The 14639-nt window shown below is 70.9% G+C and carries 13 protein-coding genes; 10 read left to right on the forward strand and 3 right to left on the reverse strand.

Features of this window, described 5'->3' with window-relative positions; all coding sequences use genetic code 11:
- Window positions 1-153: 153 nt before the first annotated feature.
- From pdhA to AC06FP_RS02790, 6 genes are all read left to right on the forward strand, one after another.
- The gene (gene pdhA / locus AC06FP_RS02765; RefSeq protein ID WP_456117244.1) at window positions 154-1242 is read left to right on the forward strand and encodes a pyruvate dehydrogenase (acetyl-transferring) E1 component subunit alpha; all 1089 of its coding nucleotides are present in this window, start codon (window positions 154-156) and stop codon (window positions 1240-1242) included.
- Window positions 1235-2311, forward strand: a complete 1077-nt coding sequence (locus tag AC06FP_RS02770; protein WP_478074398.1) for an alpha-ketoacid dehydrogenase subunit beta — start codon at window positions 1235-1237, stop codon at window positions 2309-2311. Before pdhA ends, AC06FP_RS02770 begins: the two co-directional genes overlap by 8 nt.
- Window position 2312: 1 nt before the next feature.
- A complete protein-coding gene (locus AC06FP_RS02775; RefSeq protein ID WP_478074399.1) occupies window positions 2313-2663 on the forward strand; it encodes an SH3 domain-containing protein in 351 nt (116 codons plus the stop codon).
- 1 nt (window position 2664) lies between these two features.
- Window positions 2665-4014: a dihydrolipoamide acetyltransferase family protein gene (locus AC06FP_RS02780; RefSeq protein ID WP_478074400.1), complete on the forward strand. Its 1350-nt coding sequence runs from the start codon at window positions 2665-2667 to the stop codon at window positions 4012-4014.
- Between the two features lie 188 nt (window positions 4015-4202).
- On the forward strand, window positions 4203-4541 hold the full coding sequence (locus tag AC06FP_RS02785; RefSeq protein WP_478074401.1) for a hypothetical protein: 339 nt from the start codon (window positions 4203-4205) through the stop codon (window positions 4539-4541).
- 79 nt (window positions 4542-4620) lie between these two features.
- Window positions 4621-5007 carry a VOC family protein gene (locus tag AC06FP_RS02790; protein WP_478074402.1) on the forward strand — a complete coding sequence of 129 codons (387 nt, stop codon included), beginning with the start codon at window positions 4621-4623 and terminating at the stop codon, window positions 5005-5007.
- Window positions 5008-5238: 231 nt separating this feature from the next.
- Here AC06FP_RS02790 and AC06FP_RS02795 read toward each other — a convergent pair whose 3' ends face one another.
- Window positions 5239-5619 carry a hypothetical protein gene (locus tag AC06FP_RS02795; RefSeq protein WP_478074403.1) on the reverse strand — a complete coding sequence of 127 codons (381 nt, stop codon included), beginning with the start codon at window positions 5617-5619 and terminating at the stop codon, window positions 5239-5241.
- A 473-nt stretch (window positions 5620-6092) separates the two neighbouring features.
- Between AC06FP_RS02795 and AC06FP_RS02800 the strand changes: the two genes are divergently transcribed.
- The gene (locus tag AC06FP_RS02800; RefSeq protein WP_478074404.1) at window positions 6093-6851 is read left to right on the forward strand and encodes an SDR family NAD(P)-dependent oxidoreductase; all 759 of its coding nucleotides are present in this window, start codon (window positions 6093-6095) and stop codon (window positions 6849-6851) included.
- 21 nt (window positions 6852-6872) lie between these two features.
- Here AC06FP_RS02800 and AC06FP_RS02805 read toward each other — a convergent pair whose 3' ends face one another.
- Window positions 6873-7514: a Rossmann-fold NAD(P)-binding domain-containing protein gene (locus AC06FP_RS02805; protein ID WP_478074405.1), complete on the reverse strand. Its 642-nt coding sequence runs from the start codon at window positions 7512-7514 to the stop codon at window positions 6873-6875.
- A 108-nt stretch (window positions 7515-7622) separates the two neighbouring features.
- Between AC06FP_RS02805 and AC06FP_RS02810 the strand changes: the two genes are divergently transcribed.
- Entirely contained in the window at window positions 7623-9179 is a 1557-nt protein-coding gene (locus tag AC06FP_RS02810; protein ID WP_478074406.1) for a GGDEF domain-containing protein, read from the forward strand.
- A 7-nt stretch (window positions 9180-9186) separates the two neighbouring features.
- Here the strand turns inward: AC06FP_RS02810 and AC06FP_RS02815 are convergent, their stop codons facing one another.
- Window positions 9187-10095, reverse strand: coding sequence for a DUF808 domain-containing protein (locus AC06FP_RS02815; protein ID WP_478074407.1), 909 nt, complete (start codon window positions 10093-10095; stop codon window positions 9187-9189).
- Between the two features lie 178 nt (window positions 10096-10273).
- Between AC06FP_RS02815 and AC06FP_RS02820 the strand changes: the two genes are divergently transcribed.
- On the forward strand, window positions 10274-11926 hold the full coding sequence (locus tag AC06FP_RS02820) for an ABC1 kinase family protein (protein WP_456119486.1): 1653 nt from the start codon (window positions 10274-10276) through the stop codon (window positions 11924-11926).
- A 330-nt stretch (window positions 11927-12256) separates the two neighbouring features.
- On the forward strand, window positions 12257-14359 hold the full coding sequence (locus AC06FP_RS02825; protein WP_478074408.1) for a phosphoglycerol transferase I: 2103 nt from the start codon (window positions 12257-12259) through the stop codon (window positions 14357-14359).
- Window positions 14360-14639: the final 280 nt, after the last annotated feature.

Below are 14639 nucleotides of genomic sequence, written 5' to 3' on the forward strand. Positions count from 1 at the left end.
CCGGCTGAATGCGCTGCATCCATGCGCCGTCCCGGCCGCGGACGGGCCGGCGCGCGGAATTTCGTGTTGCGGCGCAGGACGGCTTTTTCGGCCCGAGTCCTTACCATGCGCGATTCCTATCATTTGAAACCATCTGTCCAAGGTGTTGCTGCAATGACGGTTTCCGCCCAGTTCCAAATCGAATACCTGCAGTACCTGGATGCCGACGGCACCCTGGTACGCGACGACCTGCCGCCGTCGCTGCGCGACCCGCGCGCGCTGCTGCCGATGTTCCGGCAGATGCTGGCCACCCGGGTGTTCGACACCAAGGCCGTGGCGCTGCAGCGCACCGGCAAGCTCGGCACCTTCGCCTCCTGCCTGGGCCATGAAGCGGCCCACGTCGGCATCGGCGCGGCCATGAAGCCCGGCGACGTGTTCGCCCCCAGCTACCGCGAGTACGGCGCCATGTTCATGCGCGGCGTGCGCCCGCGCGACGTGCTGATGTACTGGGGCGGCGACGAGCGCGGCAGCGACTACGACCGCGCCAGCGACGCGGCGCGCGACTTCCCGATCTGCGTGCCGATCTCCACCCAGTGCCTGCACGCGGCCGGTTCGGCGCTGTCGTTCAAGCTGCAGGGCAAGCCGCAGGTGGCGGTGACCGTGTGCGGCGACGGCGGCAGCTCCAAGACCGATTTCTACGCCGCGGTGAACTCGGCCGGCGCCTACCAGCTGCCGCTGATCCTGTGCGTGGTCAACAACGGCTGGGCGATCTCGGTGCCGCGCGCGGCGCAGACCGGCGCCGAAACCCTGGCCCAGAAGGGCCTGGCCGGCGGCCTGTTCTGCCTGCAGGTGGACGGCAACGACCTGATCGCGGTGCTGGCGGCGATGGAACAGGCGCGCGAGCGCGCCCTGTCCGGCCAGGGCGGCACGGTGCTGGAATTCCTCACCTACCGCCTGTCCGACCACACCACCGCCGACGACGCGCGCCGCTACCGCGACGACGCCGAGGTCAAGGCCGCGTGGCTGAAGGAGCCGCTGATCCGCCTGCGCAAGTACCTGACCGCGCAGGGCGTGTGGAGCGAGGAAGAAGAGAAGAACTGGATCGCCGAATGCGGCGCGCGCGTGGACGAGGAGGTCAACGCCTACCTCAACTGCCCGGTGCAGCCGGTGGAAGCCATGTTCGACTACCTGTACGCCGACCCGCCGCCGGACCTGCTGGCCCAGCGCGCCGCGGCCATCGCCCTGGAGCAGCGCCATGGATGACATGAAGCGCAGCACCGGCGCGCACGCCGGCCACGACCCCGTCAGCGACCACGGCGCCGCCGGCGCCAGCGGAGAGAACCCCATGACCGCCACCCCCATCACCCTGATCGAAGCCGTGACCCAGGCGCTGGCCTGGGAGATGGAACACGACCCGTCGGTGCTGGTGCTGGGCGAGGACGTGGGCGTCAACGGCGGCGTGTTCCGCGCCACCGCCGGCCTGCAGCAGCAGTTCGGCGCGCAGCGCGTGCTCGACACCCCGCTGGACGAGACCACCATCGCCGGCCTCACCGTCGGCCTGGCCGTGCAGGGCATGAAGCCGGTGGCCGAAGCGCAGTTCGACGGCTTCGTCTACCCGATGGTCGACCACATCATCTGCCACGCCGCGCGCATGCGTAACCGCACCCGCGGCCGCCTGCACTGCCCGATGGTGCTGCGCGTGCCGTGGGGCGGCGGCATCCGCGCGCCGGAACACCACAGCGAGGCCAACGAAGCCATCTTCACCAACGTGCCGGGCCTGCGCGTGGTACTGCCGTCCAGCCCGCAGCGCGCCTACGGCCTGCTGCTGGCCGCGATCCGCGAGCCGGATCCGGTGATCTACATGGAGCCCAAGCGCATCTACCGCCAGTACAAGGAAGTGGTCGCCAACGACGGCGAGGCGCTGCCGCTGGACGTGTGCTTCGTGCTGCGCGACGGCACCGACGTGACCCTGGTGGCCTGGGGCGCGCAGGTCAAGGAAGCGCTGGAAGCGGCCGACAGGCTGGCCGGCGAAGGCATCAGCGCCGAAGTCATCGACGTGGCCACGCTGCGCCCGCTGGATTTCGCCACCATCGCCGAATCGGTGGCCAGGACCGGCCGCTGCGTGATCGTGCAGGAAGCGCCCAAGACCGCCGGCTTCGGCGCCGAGATCGCCGCGCGCCTGGCCGAGGAGTCGATGTACGACCTGCTGGCACCGGTCGAGCGCGTCACCGGCTACGACACCCACATCCCGCTGTTCCGCCTGGAGATGAAGTACCTGCCGAGCGTGGAGCGGATCGTGGCGGCGGCCAGGCGCGCGGTGGCGGCGGGCTGACATGCGCGCGCGACTGCTCAGTGCCTACCGCAGCCAGTACCCGGTGCCGTTGCGTTTCCGCGCGGGCGAGATCGTCCAGCTCGGCGTGCGCGACGAGGAATGGCCGGACTTCGCCTGGGTGCGCACCGCCGAAGGCCGCGCCGGCTGGGCGCCGGTGGCGTGGCTGCGCGTGCTCGGCGACGGCCGCGCCGAGGCGCTGCGTGACTACAGCGCGCAGGAGCTGGACGTGGACAGCGGCGAGAGGGTGCGACTGCATCACGAACACGGCGGCTGGTGGTGGGCCGAACGCGCCAACGGCGCGCTCGGCTGGCTGCCGGCACGCGACCTGGAACTACTGGAAGAAACCCCCTGAAATGAGCCAGACCAAAAACTTCAACCTGCCCGACCTGGGCGAAGGCCTGCCGGACGCGACCATCGTGGAGTGGTTCGTCAAGGAAGGCGACGTGATCAAGCTGGACGAGCCGCTGGTGTCGATGGAGACCGCCAAGGCCGTGGTGGAAGTGCCCTCGCCGGTCTCCGGCAAGGTGCTGAAACTGGCCGGCGCCGCCGGCGACATCGTGGTGACCGGGCACATGCTGGCCCAGTTCGAGATCGACCCGAACCTGCCGCAGCGCGCTGAAGGCCAGGACACCGGCCACCACCACGGCGCGCCCGCTCCGGCCACGCCGGCACCGGCGCCGGCGCCCGCAGCGGCACCCGCCGCTGCCGCTGCCGAACGCGCCGACGAAGGCACCGTGGTCGGCGCCATGGTCAGCTCCAACGCCGTGCACACCGAACAGGCCGTGGCCGTGGGCGGGGTCAAGGCGGTGCCGGCGGTGCGTGCGATGGCGCGCAAGCTCGGCGTGGACCTGGCGCGGGTGCGCGCCACCGGCGCCGACGGCGCGGTGACCATGAACGACGTCAAGCAGGCCGCCGCCGCGGGCACCGCACGCATCGGTTCCTCGCCCACCGCGGCGCCGCAGGCAGCGGCCGCGCCAGCGCCGGCCGTACGCGCTGAAGCCGCGCGCACGCCGCTGTCGGCCGCCGGCAAGCCGATGCGCACCGCGCCCCCGGGCGTGGCCGCCAAGGGCCAGCCGGAGCCGCTCAAGGGCGTGCGCCGCAACATGGCGCGGGTGATGGCCGATGCGCACAGCAAAGTCGTGCCGACCACGCTGACCGACGACGCCGACATCCACGCCTGGGCACCGGGCAACGACATGACCTCGCGCCTGGTGCGCGGCATCGTGACCGCCTGCCAGGCGGTGCCGGCGATGAACGCCTGGTTCGACGGCGACAACCTCACCCGCACCCTGCACGCGCAGGTGGACATCGGCATCGCCGTGGACACCGACGACGGCCTGTTCGTGCCGGCGCTGCGCAACGCCGACATGCTCGACGCGCGCGGCGTGCGCGAAGGCATCAACCGCCTGCGCCAGCAGGTGGAGGACCGCAGCATCGCGCCATCGGAGCTGAGCGGCTACACCATCAGCCTGTCCAACTTCGGCATGTTCGCCGGCCGCTACGCCACCCCGGTGGTGGTGCCGCCGTGCGTGGCCATCGTCGCCGCCGGCCGCGCCCGCTTCCAGGTCACCCCGGTGATGGGGGGTGTGGAAACGCACAAGGTCATCCCGCTGTCGGTCACCTTCGACCACCGCGCCTGCACCGGCGGCGAAGCCGCGCGCTTCCTGCGCGTGCTGATCGACGACCTGGCCAGGCCGGACTGACGCCGACGGCGGATGTTCTGCAGCAGGACTTGAGCCCGCAGCGATGCGGGCTTTTTTTGTCGCTGCCCTCCGCCACGGCGATCTTCGTGATCGCCGGCCCGCATCGCCCGGCAACGGGACAGGTGAAACGCCATCACGGCGAAGTCCGGCCACGCTACGATGCGGGTCCACCTCCATCCGCTGCCGCCATGAGCCACTGGATCTGTAGCCACTGCAGGGAAAGCAACGAGGACGGTTTCGAACAATGCTGGAAATGCGGCACTCACGCCGATGGCAGCGCGGATCCGGCGTTCCGGCCCGACAATGCCGATCCGCAGGCCTGGCCGCCGCGCCTGCTCGACTGCCTGCGCTGTCCCGGCACCCCGATGGTGTTCGTCGGCCGCAAGCGCTTCCACGAGGGCTCGCAGGCCATGCCGTTCCTGCTCGGCAACCTCGGCGAACTGCTGGTCAACCGCGAGGCCTTCGACCTGCATGCCTGCCCGTCCTGCGGCAAGGTCGAACTGTTCCTCGCCAGCGCGCCGCGCTGAGCCGGCGCGCGCCGCGGCGTCACGCGCGCTTCGACGGCACGGGCGCAAGCTCGTCGTTTCCCACCACCGGAGCGCTCCCATGGCCCACCGCAGCCGCCTGGCCGGTTTCATCATCGATTGCCAGGACACCGACAGCGACACCGCCGCCACGTTCTGGAGCGCGGCGCTCGGCCTGCCGTCCCGACCGGCCGAGACCGACGCGGACTGCGCGCAGTACGCCGAATTGTCCGGTGCGCCCGGCGGCCTGCATGTCGAAGTGCAGCGCGTGGCCCACCCCTCGCGCGTGCACCTGGACATCGAAGCGGACGACATCGACGCCGAGGCCAGCCGGCTCGAAGCCCTGGGCGCGCGCCGCATCGGCTTCGTCAAGCGCTGGTGGGTGATGGAAGCGCCCACCGGCCATCGCTTCTGCGTGGTGCGCATGCGCCATCCCGACCCGGGGCAGGCCGCCAACACCTGGGAATGAACGCGGCGGTTGCCGCGGCAATGGACACCGGGCGGCCTTTCCCTCAGCCTGTCCAACGTCGACGATGCGCCCAGGAGACCCGCAATCCACGGCTCGCGCCGATGGGTGGCGAAACCTTCCGGGGTGCATCCAGCGTTGTTCGACTGCACCTGCCGCCTCACGCACCCCGACGACATCGCGGTGCAGCGGCAGGAGCCTGCGGGCAGGACCCTCGGCAGCGGATTGTCAGCCTCAGCGCGCCACGCCCGCTGCAGGCTGACAATCCGCGCCGACTTTCGCATCCCGGGTGCTCACGCAGGGCCGGAAATCGACGAGCCCGGCGACCTGCCGGCTTTCGCCACGCGCCACCGCGAAGCGCTGCAGCGGCGCGAGCTCGCAGTCGGCCTTGCCGTTGCACGCAGAAGGGTACAGCGTGTAGTGGCACTGGCCGCTGCTGCTGGCGCGGCATTCGAAGCGGGACGCGCCGTCCTGCACGCGGACCCTGCTGTTCAGGGTTTCCACATCCGAGTCCACCTCGCTGGTGAAGGTGGTGGTGCCCGCCGAACAGCCGGACAGCATGGCCAGGAACGGCAGCAGCACGAAGAACCTGGGCAGGGAGAATCTGGTGGTCATGGCATTCCTCCGGTCATATGGGTTGAACAAGGTCACCGATGGCCGACGCTCCAGTGCGTGCCGGGGCGATACCGGCGCGCAGCGCGCGCGTACGCAAGCCCGGTCATCAGCCCCCCGGCAACGCAACGATGCACGGAACAAACGGTGATCGATTGAACGGTGCCCCGGGCATCGAAGGCGGCCGTGCGTGGAACTGCGGCGAGCATAGCCGCGCGCCGCGCCGGCGGAAGCCGCCATGCGACGAAACCCCGTTTCCGGCGATGAAACGCGCCTGCCGGGGCCCCACTGCCCGGCGCGAAGCCCTCGACGTGTGCGTATCGGCATCGTCAGGCGCGGGTGGATGATGCAGGCACCCCGGCCACCGCTTCCGCGTGATGCGCATGCCCCCCGACCCCGGGCCGGCCGCCAGCACCCGCGAATGAACACGGCGATTGCGGCGACAATGGCCACCTTCCCCGCAACGGAGCCCGATGATGTCCCTTTCCGACCTGGGCGGTGCCCGCGTCCTGATCGCCGGCGGCAGCCGCGGCATCGGCCTGGCCATCGCCACCGCATTCGCCCGCCAGGGCGTGCGGTTGAGCCTGTGCGCGCGCGGCGCCGATGGCCTGCGGCGCGCGCGGGAAACGCTGGAAGCCGGCGGCGCGCGCGTGCACGTGCAGGCCTGCGACCTGGCCGATCCGGCACGGATCGAGGCCTGGGTCGAAGCCGCCGCCGCCGCGCTGGGCGGCATCGACGTGGTGGTCAACAACGCCTCCGGGTTCGGCAACGGCGATGACGACGCCAGCTGGCGGGCCGGCTTCGAAGTCGACCTGATGGCCGCGGTGCGCACCAACCGCTTCGCGCTGCCGCACCTGCGGCGCAGCGAGGCACCGGCCATCCTCAACGTCAGCTCGATCAACGGCCGCGTGCCGACGCCGCGCGCGGCCGCCTATTCCACCGCCAAGGCGGCACTGGACTACTACACCGTCACCCTCGCCACCGAACTGGCACGCGAACGCATCCGCGTCAACGCCATCGCCCCGGGTTCCATCGAGTTTCCCGGCGGGCTGTGGGACCAGCGCCGCACGTCCGAGCCGGCGCTCTATGAACGCATCCGCGAACGCATTCCGTTCGGCGGCTTCGGCCATGCCGACGACGTGGCCGCGGCCGCGGTGTTCCTGTGCTCGCCCGCCGCGCGCTGGATCACCGGGCAGGTGCTGGCGGTGGATGGCGGCCAGTCGCTGCCGGCCTGAGCGCGCCGCGCCGCTTCCACTTCACGCCGGTTCCACCAGCTGCGCCGACCCGATCACCCGCACGCCCGGACGCGGCGCCAGCGCCGCTTCGACCAGCGCATCGGCGATGCGACCGGCCGGGTTGATGCGCCACGCACGCGGCAGCACCGGCGCCAGTGCCCCCAGCACCCGTGCGGCGGCATGCTCGCCGGGTCGCGGTTCGGCGCGCTCGCCGCCGATCAGCCCCGGCCGCACCAGCGCCAGCGACGCGAACGCCAGTGCGCGCAGGTCCCGCTCCAGCCCGCCCTTGACCCGATTGTAGAAAAACGGCGAGCGCGGATTGGCGCCCATCGCCGAGTTCAGGGCGAACACCGTGCAGCCGTGCGCCCGCACGGCGCGCGCGATGGCCAGCGGATAGCCATGGTCGATGCGCTGGAAAGCCTGCCGCGACCCAGCCTGCTTCAGGGTCGAGCCCAGCGCGCAGATCGCCGCGTCCACCTGCCACCAGGGCGCGTCCGCCGGCAGGCGTTCGAAGTCCAGCACCGGAGCCAGCAGGCGCGGATGCCGCAGCGCCAGCGGCCTGCGCACGGGCGCGACGACGGCCGTGCAGCGCGCGTCGGCCAGCAGGCGCCGCAGTACCTGCGATCCGACCAGGCCGGTGGCCCCGGCCAGCAATACACGCATCCCGCTCCTCCTTCGCCGGCTGTTCAAGCCGGCATCCGCCATGCCGATAATGGGGCATCGATCCCCGCCCGCGGCCCGGCCGCGTCTCCCGTCCAGAACCGCCCCGCGATGGCCGACAGCACCGACACACCGCCTCCCCAGCCTGCCGGACTGGGGCGCATCCTGTCACGCCGCCAGGCCGTGGCCGAAACGCCGGCGTCCGCCTCCGCGGCGCCGGCACCGGCAGCGCCCGCGCACGGCCACGGCGCGGCACCGCTGCAACGGATCTTCAGCCAGGCGCATGCGCCGGAAGCGCTGCTGCACGCGTTCGCCCAGGGCATGTCCAGCCTGCCCGGCGAACTCGGCGATCTCGGCCGGCTGCTGCACAGCGCCTGCGACCGCCAGGAGTGGGAACGCTACGGCCGCCTGCTGCGGCAGCTGATCGACAAGTACATCCGCACCATCGAACTGGAACCGGCGCCCGCCGGCAACAGCGAGGCCGAGCGCCTGCGCGACATGCTGCGCAACACCCTGGGCGCGGTGCTGTCCAGCCTGCTGCAGCAGGCGCCGGAGCTGGAAACCCAGGCCCGGCGCATGGGCGAGGAACTGCGCGGCTGGCGCTCAGGGCAACCGCTGGAGCCGGTGGAGCAGCACCTGCGCGAACTCTGCCACCAGGTCGGCGTGCGCAACGACGTGCTGCACGAACAGCACGACCTGCTGCTCAACCTGTTCGACCTGCTGCTGCAGAACATCGCCGAGCTGATCGACGGCGGCAGCTGGCTGCATGGCCAGATCGACAACGTGCGGCAGGTGCTGGCCGGGCCGCTGGACCGCACCTCGCTCGAGCGCACCCGCAACGACCTGCGCGAGGTGATCTACCGGCAGGGCGTGCTCAGGCAGGGCCTGGAGGAATCCCGGGAGGCGATGAAGGACCTGATGGTCGACTTCGTCGAGCAGGTCGAAGGCATGGCCTCGGAAACCGGCGAGTACCACGACCGCATCGCCAGCTACGCGATCGCCGTGCGCCAGGCGCGCAGCCTCGCCGACCTCGGCCAGCTGCTGCAGAACGTGCTGCAGGACACCGCGCGTGTGCAGGCGCAGGCGCTGCGTGCGCGCGACCGCCTGGCCAGCGCGCGCGCCGAGGCGGTGGCCGCCGAACAGCGCGTGCAGCAGCTCGAACACGCGCTGGAGGAGGCCGGCAGCCAGCTGCGCACCGATCCGCTGACCGGGGCCCTGAACCGGCGTGGCCTGCAGGAACTGCTCGCCGGGGCGATGGGCGATGCGCAGGCGCGACTCAGCGTCGCCATGCTGGACCTGGACCACTTCAGCCAGACCAACGCCGACTACGGCCATGCCGGTGGCGACCATGCGCTGCGCCACCTGGTGGCGACCACGCAGACACGCCTGGGCAGCCACGGCCAGGTCGCGCGCCTGGGCGGCGATGAATTCGTGCTGGTCCTGCCCGGCATGCCGCAGGCGCAGGCCGACGCGCAGCTGCGACGCCTGCAGGAAGCCCTCGCCCATCGCCCGTTCCTGCACGAGGGCCAGCGCGTGCACGTGCGCTTCAGCGCCGGCATCGCGCAATGGCGCCCCGGCGAATCCGCCGACGCCCTGCTGCAACGCGCCGACCGCGCCCTCTACGCGGCCAAGCAGGCCGGCCGCGACCGGGTGGGCAACGCCGACTGAGCGCCGCTCAATGCGCCGGCTTGCCGCCGCGCAGGCGCTGCACCAGCATCACCGCGGCCAGTACCAGCGCGCCGGCGAGGATGCCCACCACCACGCTGCCCAGCGCATTGGCCGCGATCTCCCAGGCCGGCGAAGGAATCCAGCCCACCACCAGGTGGTGCAGGGCTGGTATCGCGTGCACGAGGATGCCGCCGCCGACCAGGAACATCGCCGCGGTGCCGGCGATCGACAGCCCGCGCATCAGCCACGGCATCGCGCGCAGGATCGCGCGGCCCAGCGCCGCGGCGGCGCGGCCGCGGCGCAGCAGCCACATGCCGATGTCGTCGAGCTTGACGATGCCGGCCACCAGCCCGTAGACGAATACGGTCATCGCCAGCGCGATGGCCGCCAGCACCAGCACCCGCTGCAGGAACGGCTCGTGCGCCACCACGCCCAGCGACAGCACGATGATCTCCGCCGACAGGATGAAATCGGTGCGGATCGCTCCGCGGATCTTGTCCTTCTCCCAGGCGACCATGTCCACCCCGGCATCGGCCAGCGCCTGTACGCGCTCGGCGTGCCGCTGCTCGTCCTCCTTGCCGTGCAGGAACCTGTGCGCCAGTTTTTCCACGCCCTCGTAGCAGAGGAAGGCGCCGCCAAGCATCATCAACGGCGTGATCGCCCAGGGCAGCCACGCGCTGATCGCCAGCGCCGCCGGCACCAGGATCGCCTTGTTGAGCAGCGAGCCCTTGGCCACCGCCCACACCACCGGCAGTTCGCGCGCCGCGCTGACGCCGGTGACCTGCTGCGCGTTCAGCGCCAGGTCGTCGCCGAGCACGCCGGCGGTCTTCTTGGCCGCGACCTTGGTCAGGATGGAAACGTCGTCGAGCAGGGTCGCGATATCGTCTAGCAGGGCGAACAGGCCGGCTCCAGCCATGGGGCACCGTGGGCGTTGGGGAAGCGCGGATTGTCCCGCATCGCGGGCCCGCGCGACATGGCCGCCGCGTTCACCCCCCGACCACCCTCCCGCGGCGACACTGCCCGATCATGCCGTGCGGGAGAACGCCTTGACTGCAGCGAAACACGACCCGGCCGCGCCCACCACCGTCGGCAGCATGAGCCGGCGCCAGCAGATCCTGCGGCTGCTGCTGCGCTACCGCAATTCGGGGGTGTTCTCCGGCCTGCAGCTGGACGGCGAGCTGCCGCGCAACGCCCGCCTTCCCGACGACGCCGACCCGGCGCAGTTCGTCTCCGACCTGGAAGCGCTGGGCACCACCTTCGTCAAGCTCGGCCAGGTACTGTCCACGCGCCCGGACATGATCCCGCTGGAGTACGTGGCCGCGCTGGAACGCATGCAGGAACAGGTCGCGCCGATTCCGGTGGAGCAGATCCGCACGGTGATCGAGGAAGAACTCGGCGCCCCGGTCGGCAAGCTGTTCGCGCTGTTCGACCCCGAGCCGCTGGGCTGCGCCTCCATCGCCCAGGTACACCGCGCGGTGCTGCACGACGGCCGCGAGGTGGCGATCAAGGTGCAGAAGCCCGAGGTCGCCGCGCAGCTGCGCTCGGACATCGCGGTGCTGCGCAGTTTCGCCAGCGCCGCCGACCACCTGACCCGCGTCGGCCGCCGCGTGCGCTTCGCCGACTGGCTGGACGAGTTCGCCACCACCCTGCGCATGGAGCTGGACTACGACGCCGAGGCCACCAACCTGTCGCGTTTCGGCCAGCACCTGGCGCCCTACCCGGAACTGTGGGTACCGCAGCCGCTGTGGGACCTGTGCCGGCGGCGGGTGCTGACCATGGAACTGGTGCATGGCGTGCGCGTGGACGCGATCCCGCCGGTGCGGCGCACCGAGCAGTCGATGCAGCCGCTGGCCGCGGCGCTGGTGCGCGGCTACCTGGACCAGATCTTCGTGCATGGCGAGATCCATGCCGATCCGCACCCCGGCAACCTGCGCGTGACCGACGACCAGCGCCTGGCGGTGTTCGACCTGGGCATGGTCGCGCACGTGCCGCCGCGCCTGCGCGAGCGCCTGCTCAAGGTGCTGTTCGCCGCAGTGGACGGGCGCGGCGAGGAAGTGGCCGACGAGATCATCGGCATCAGCACGCGCCTGGAGGACTACGACGAGGAGCGCTACCTGCGCCTGACCGGGCAGATGATCGCGCGCTACGCCGCCAACGGCACCTTGTCCGAAGGCCGCGTGGTGCTGGAAATCGTGCGCATCGCCACCGCCTGCAACCTGCGCACGCCGCCGGAGCTGAGCCTGCTGGGCAAGGCGCTGCTCAACCTGGAAGGCGCGTGCCGCCTGCTGGCGCCGGAGCTGGACATGCGCGGCGTGGTGGAGCGGCAGCTGCAGCACGTGATGCGCGCGCGCCTGGTGAAGTCGCTGTCGGTCGCCAACCTCGCCAGCGAGGCGATGGAGCTGCAGCAGCTGCTGCGCACCGGCCCGCGGCGCATGTCCGACATCCTCAGCCTGGTGGCCGAGAACCGCCTGCAGATGAAGGTCACCGGGCTGGAGGAATCGCGGCTGATGGAGAACATCCAGAAGGTCGCCAACCGCATCGCCGCCGGGCTGATCACCGCCGCGCTGCTGCTGTCCTCGGCGCTGCTGATGCGCGTGCCCAGCCGCTTCTCGCTGTTCGGCTACCCTGCGTTCGCGATGCTGCTGTTCCTGATCGGCGTGATCATCGGCCTGGGCCTGATCGTCAGCGCGCTGCTGTTCGACCGCCGCACCCGCGCCCGCGCGCGCGAGGAACGCGGGCACCGCTGAGCGCCACCCGCGCCGCGCGGGCAGAAAACAACGGAAAACCGGCCATATCCGGCACGCATCGGCTGCCGCTCGATCATCGACGACGATGCGGATCGCACCGCATCGCATGCGCGATGCACCGTGCCTCGGCACTTTCGAAGATCGATACGCGGCATGCAGCGACCGCCCGAAACGCGCCGCGCACTGTGCCGTTTCCAGCAAACATTTCAGTCAGGTTTGTCTGTGCATGATTCGGTCATCCACGTTTCATGCGCCTGACACAGGCCTGTGGATCGCGCCTCTCTTCCCCCGCATAGAGGCGCTTTCCGTTTCCACTACCCAAGCGACCGCATGCATTGGACTTTCTGGCTGTATCTGCCCGCGCTGTTCCTGTTGTTGCTGGCCACGCCCATGCTGGCGCGGCTCAAGGCGGGCCTGCTGACATTGCTGCTGCTGGCGTCCAGCGCCTGGTGGCTGATCGACCGGCTCAGCGGCGACGGCATCAATTCGGCCACGCTCTACCACCTGCGCAGCGACATGGAGGGCGCCGGCGTCGGTGATTTCCAGGGTTACATCGTCGTTTTCGTGATCCTTATCCTGCTCTCGCTGAGCCCTTTGCTGCTGCTGCGCGTGCGCCGCTTCCGCCTGCCACGGCATGGCACGGCGCTGTCGGCGGCCTTCGCCGCGCTGCTGGTGGCCGCGGTGGTGGGCAGCCCGCTGTACGGCGACGCGCGCCGCATGTACCAGCAGATGAAGCCGGTGGACTACAGCGTGGTGGCGCCGGAGTACGTGGTGCCGACGCGGGCGCTGGCGCGGCCGAAGAACATCGTGTGGATCTACGGCGAGAGCCTGGAACGCACCTACCTGGACGAGCAGGCGTTTCCCGGGCTGATGCCCAACCTGCGCCGGCTCGCCGGCGAGGCGCTGGACGTGCGCGGCATCGCCTCGGCCGATGGCAGCGGCTGGACCATCGCCGGCTTGGTCTCGTCGATGTGCGGCGTGCCGCTGACCACCGCGCAGGGCGACGAGAACAGCATGGGCCGCATGGGCCACTTCCTGCCCGAGGCGTTCTGCCTGGGCGACTACCTGAAGCAGCAGGGCTACAGCAACCACTACATGGGCGGCGCCAACGGCCAGTTCGCGGCCAAGGCCGACTTCCTCGCCAGCCATGGCTACGACGACATCCGCGACCTGGCCTGGTTCCGGCAGCAGCGCATCGCCAACAGCCATTTCTCCAACTGGGGCATCCACGACGACGTGCTGCTGGAACGCGCCTTCGACCGCTTCATCGAGCTGTCGCGCACCGGCCAGCCGTTCATGCTCACCGCGCTGACCATGGACACGCATCATCCGGCCGGGCATCTGCCGGTGGCCTGCAAGGGCACGCGCTACCCGAGCCCGTACGGCGACATCGGCCTGCTCAAAGCGCTCAAGTGCACCGACCGGCTGATCTCGCGGCTGGTGGACCGCATCCGCGCCAGCGAGTTCGGCGAGGACACGCTGGTGGTGGTCGCCTCCGACCACCTGGCCATGCCCAACGACCTCAGCGCCGTGCTGGAGAAGCTGCAGCGCGAGAACCTGCTGCTGTTCCTCGGCAAGGACATCGCCCCGCGCCAGCTCACCGCCGACGCGGGCACCACCCTGGATTCGGGCGCCACCCTGCTGCAGCTGCTGGACCCGGCCATCGACGCGATCGGCTTCGGCCGTTCGCTGCTGGCCTCGCCGCGCCCCGCCAGCGCCAGCGTCGCCGCGCTCAAGGCCGACCCTTCCGGCTATGCGCGCTACCGCGCCTTCGCCCGCTCGCTGTGGCTGGGCGACCAGACCCGCATGCTGCGCCTGGACGACGACCAGGTGCTGGTCGGCGTGCAGAAGGTGCAGCCGCCGGTGCTGCTGGAATACGACGCGCAGTGGGCGCTGGAATCGGTGTACCTGGAAAATACCTCGCGCCGGTTCGACGAGGCCGACCCAAGCCACCGCCTCGCCTACGTGGACCGCTGCACCGCCTTCGAGGACGCTTCGGCCGACGGCGACTGGTGCGCGCTGCTGGTGGACAGCGACCAGGGCATGCGCCTGTACCGCGATGCGCAGCTGCGCCGCGGCATCGCCGTGGACGCGCCGCTGGAGCCCTTCCACGGCCCGCGCCCCAGCGTGCGCCAGTCGCGCATGATCAGCCGCAAGGCGCAGCACACGCGCCCCGGCCGGTACGTGCTGGAGCTGTATGCCAGCCAGCGCCCGGAACGCGCGTTCTGGGTCGAGGCGGTGTCCTCGCAGCGCAGGGTGGTGGTGGCCCAGCAATGGGTGCTGCCGGACAGCGACGGCCGCATCACCCTGCCGCTGGGCCTGGACGAGGAGATCGACGACCTGGAGATCCGCGCCTGGCTGGGCCACGCCGAGAAGCTGGCGGTGGACAGCTACGCGCTGGTGCCGGCGATCCGCAGCCGGCCGCGCTCCTGAGCCCGCCGCCCTGTCGAACGCCCCCGTAGGAGCGGCTTCAGCCGCGAACGCTTTCCGGGCAGGCCACAGGAGCGTTCGCGGCTGAAGCCGCTCCTACGACATGCCGGGGTTTCCGCATCTCCGATTCCGGCGATTACTGGATCGCCGCGTATCGCTGGGCACCACCAGCGCGATCATTCTGCGCGGCAGGATCTCCGCGCATGCCATGCGTGGCACGTGGAAGCAGGAAACAGCAACGCGCACGCACCCCCGTAGGAGCGGCTTCAGCCGCGAACGCTTT

The organism is Stenotrophomonas sp. Steno-Z2 (assembly GCF_056393235.1).

What these genes read in the sequence shown, in the direction of transcription:
- AC06FP_RS02820 (WP_456119486.1), top strand. Translation starts at nt 10,274, where the DNA reads ATGAGCCGGCGCCAGCAGATCCTGCGGCTGCTGCTGCGCTACCGCAAT.
- AC06FP_RS02790 (WP_478074402.1), top strand. Translation starts at nt 4,621, where the DNA reads ATGGCCCACCGCAGCCGCCTGGCCGGTTTCATCATCGATTGCCAGGAC.
- AC06FP_RS02810 (WP_478074406.1), top strand. Translation starts at nt 7,623, where the DNA reads ATGGCCGACAGCACCGACACACCGCCTCCCCAGCCTGCCGGACTGGGG.
- AC06FP_RS02770 (WP_478074398.1), top strand. Translation starts at nt 1,235, where the DNA reads ATGGATGACATGAAGCGCAGCACCGGCGCGCACGCCGGCCACGACCCC.
- AC06FP_RS02775 (WP_478074399.1), top strand. Translation starts at nt 2,313, where the DNA reads ATGCGCGCGCGACTGCTCAGTGCCTACCGCAGCCAGTACCCGGTGCCG.
- AC06FP_RS02800 (WP_478074404.1), top strand. Translation starts at nt 6,093, where the DNA reads ATGTCCCTTTCCGACCTGGGCGGTGCCCGCGTCCTGATCGCCGGCGGC.
- AC06FP_RS02825 (WP_478074408.1), top strand. Translation starts at nt 12,257, where the DNA reads ATGCATTGGACTTTCTGGCTGTATCTGCCCGCGCTGTTCCTGTTGTTG.
- pdhA (WP_456117244.1), top strand. Translation starts at nt 154, where the DNA reads ATGACGGTTTCCGCCCAGTTCCAAATCGAATACCTGCAGTACCTGGAT.
- AC06FP_RS02780 (WP_478074400.1), top strand. Translation starts at nt 2,665, where the DNA reads ATGAGCCAGACCAAAAACTTCAACCTGCCCGACCTGGGCGAAGGCCTG.
- AC06FP_RS02785 (WP_478074401.1), top strand. Translation starts at nt 4,203, where the DNA reads ATGAGCCACTGGATCTGTAGCCACTGCAGGGAAAGCAACGAGGACGGT.
- AC06FP_RS02795 (WP_478074403.1), bottom strand. Translation starts at nt 5,619, where the DNA reads ATGACCACCAGATTCTCCCTGCCCAGGTTCTTCGTGCTGCTGCCGTTC.
- AC06FP_RS02805 (WP_478074405.1), bottom strand. Translation starts at nt 7,514, where the DNA reads ATGCGTGTATTGCTGGCCGGGGCCACCGGCCTGGTCGGATCGCAGGTA.
- AC06FP_RS02815 (WP_478074407.1), bottom strand. Translation starts at nt 10,095, where the DNA reads ATGGCTGGAGCCGGCCTGTTCGCCCTGCTAGACGATATCGCGACCCTG.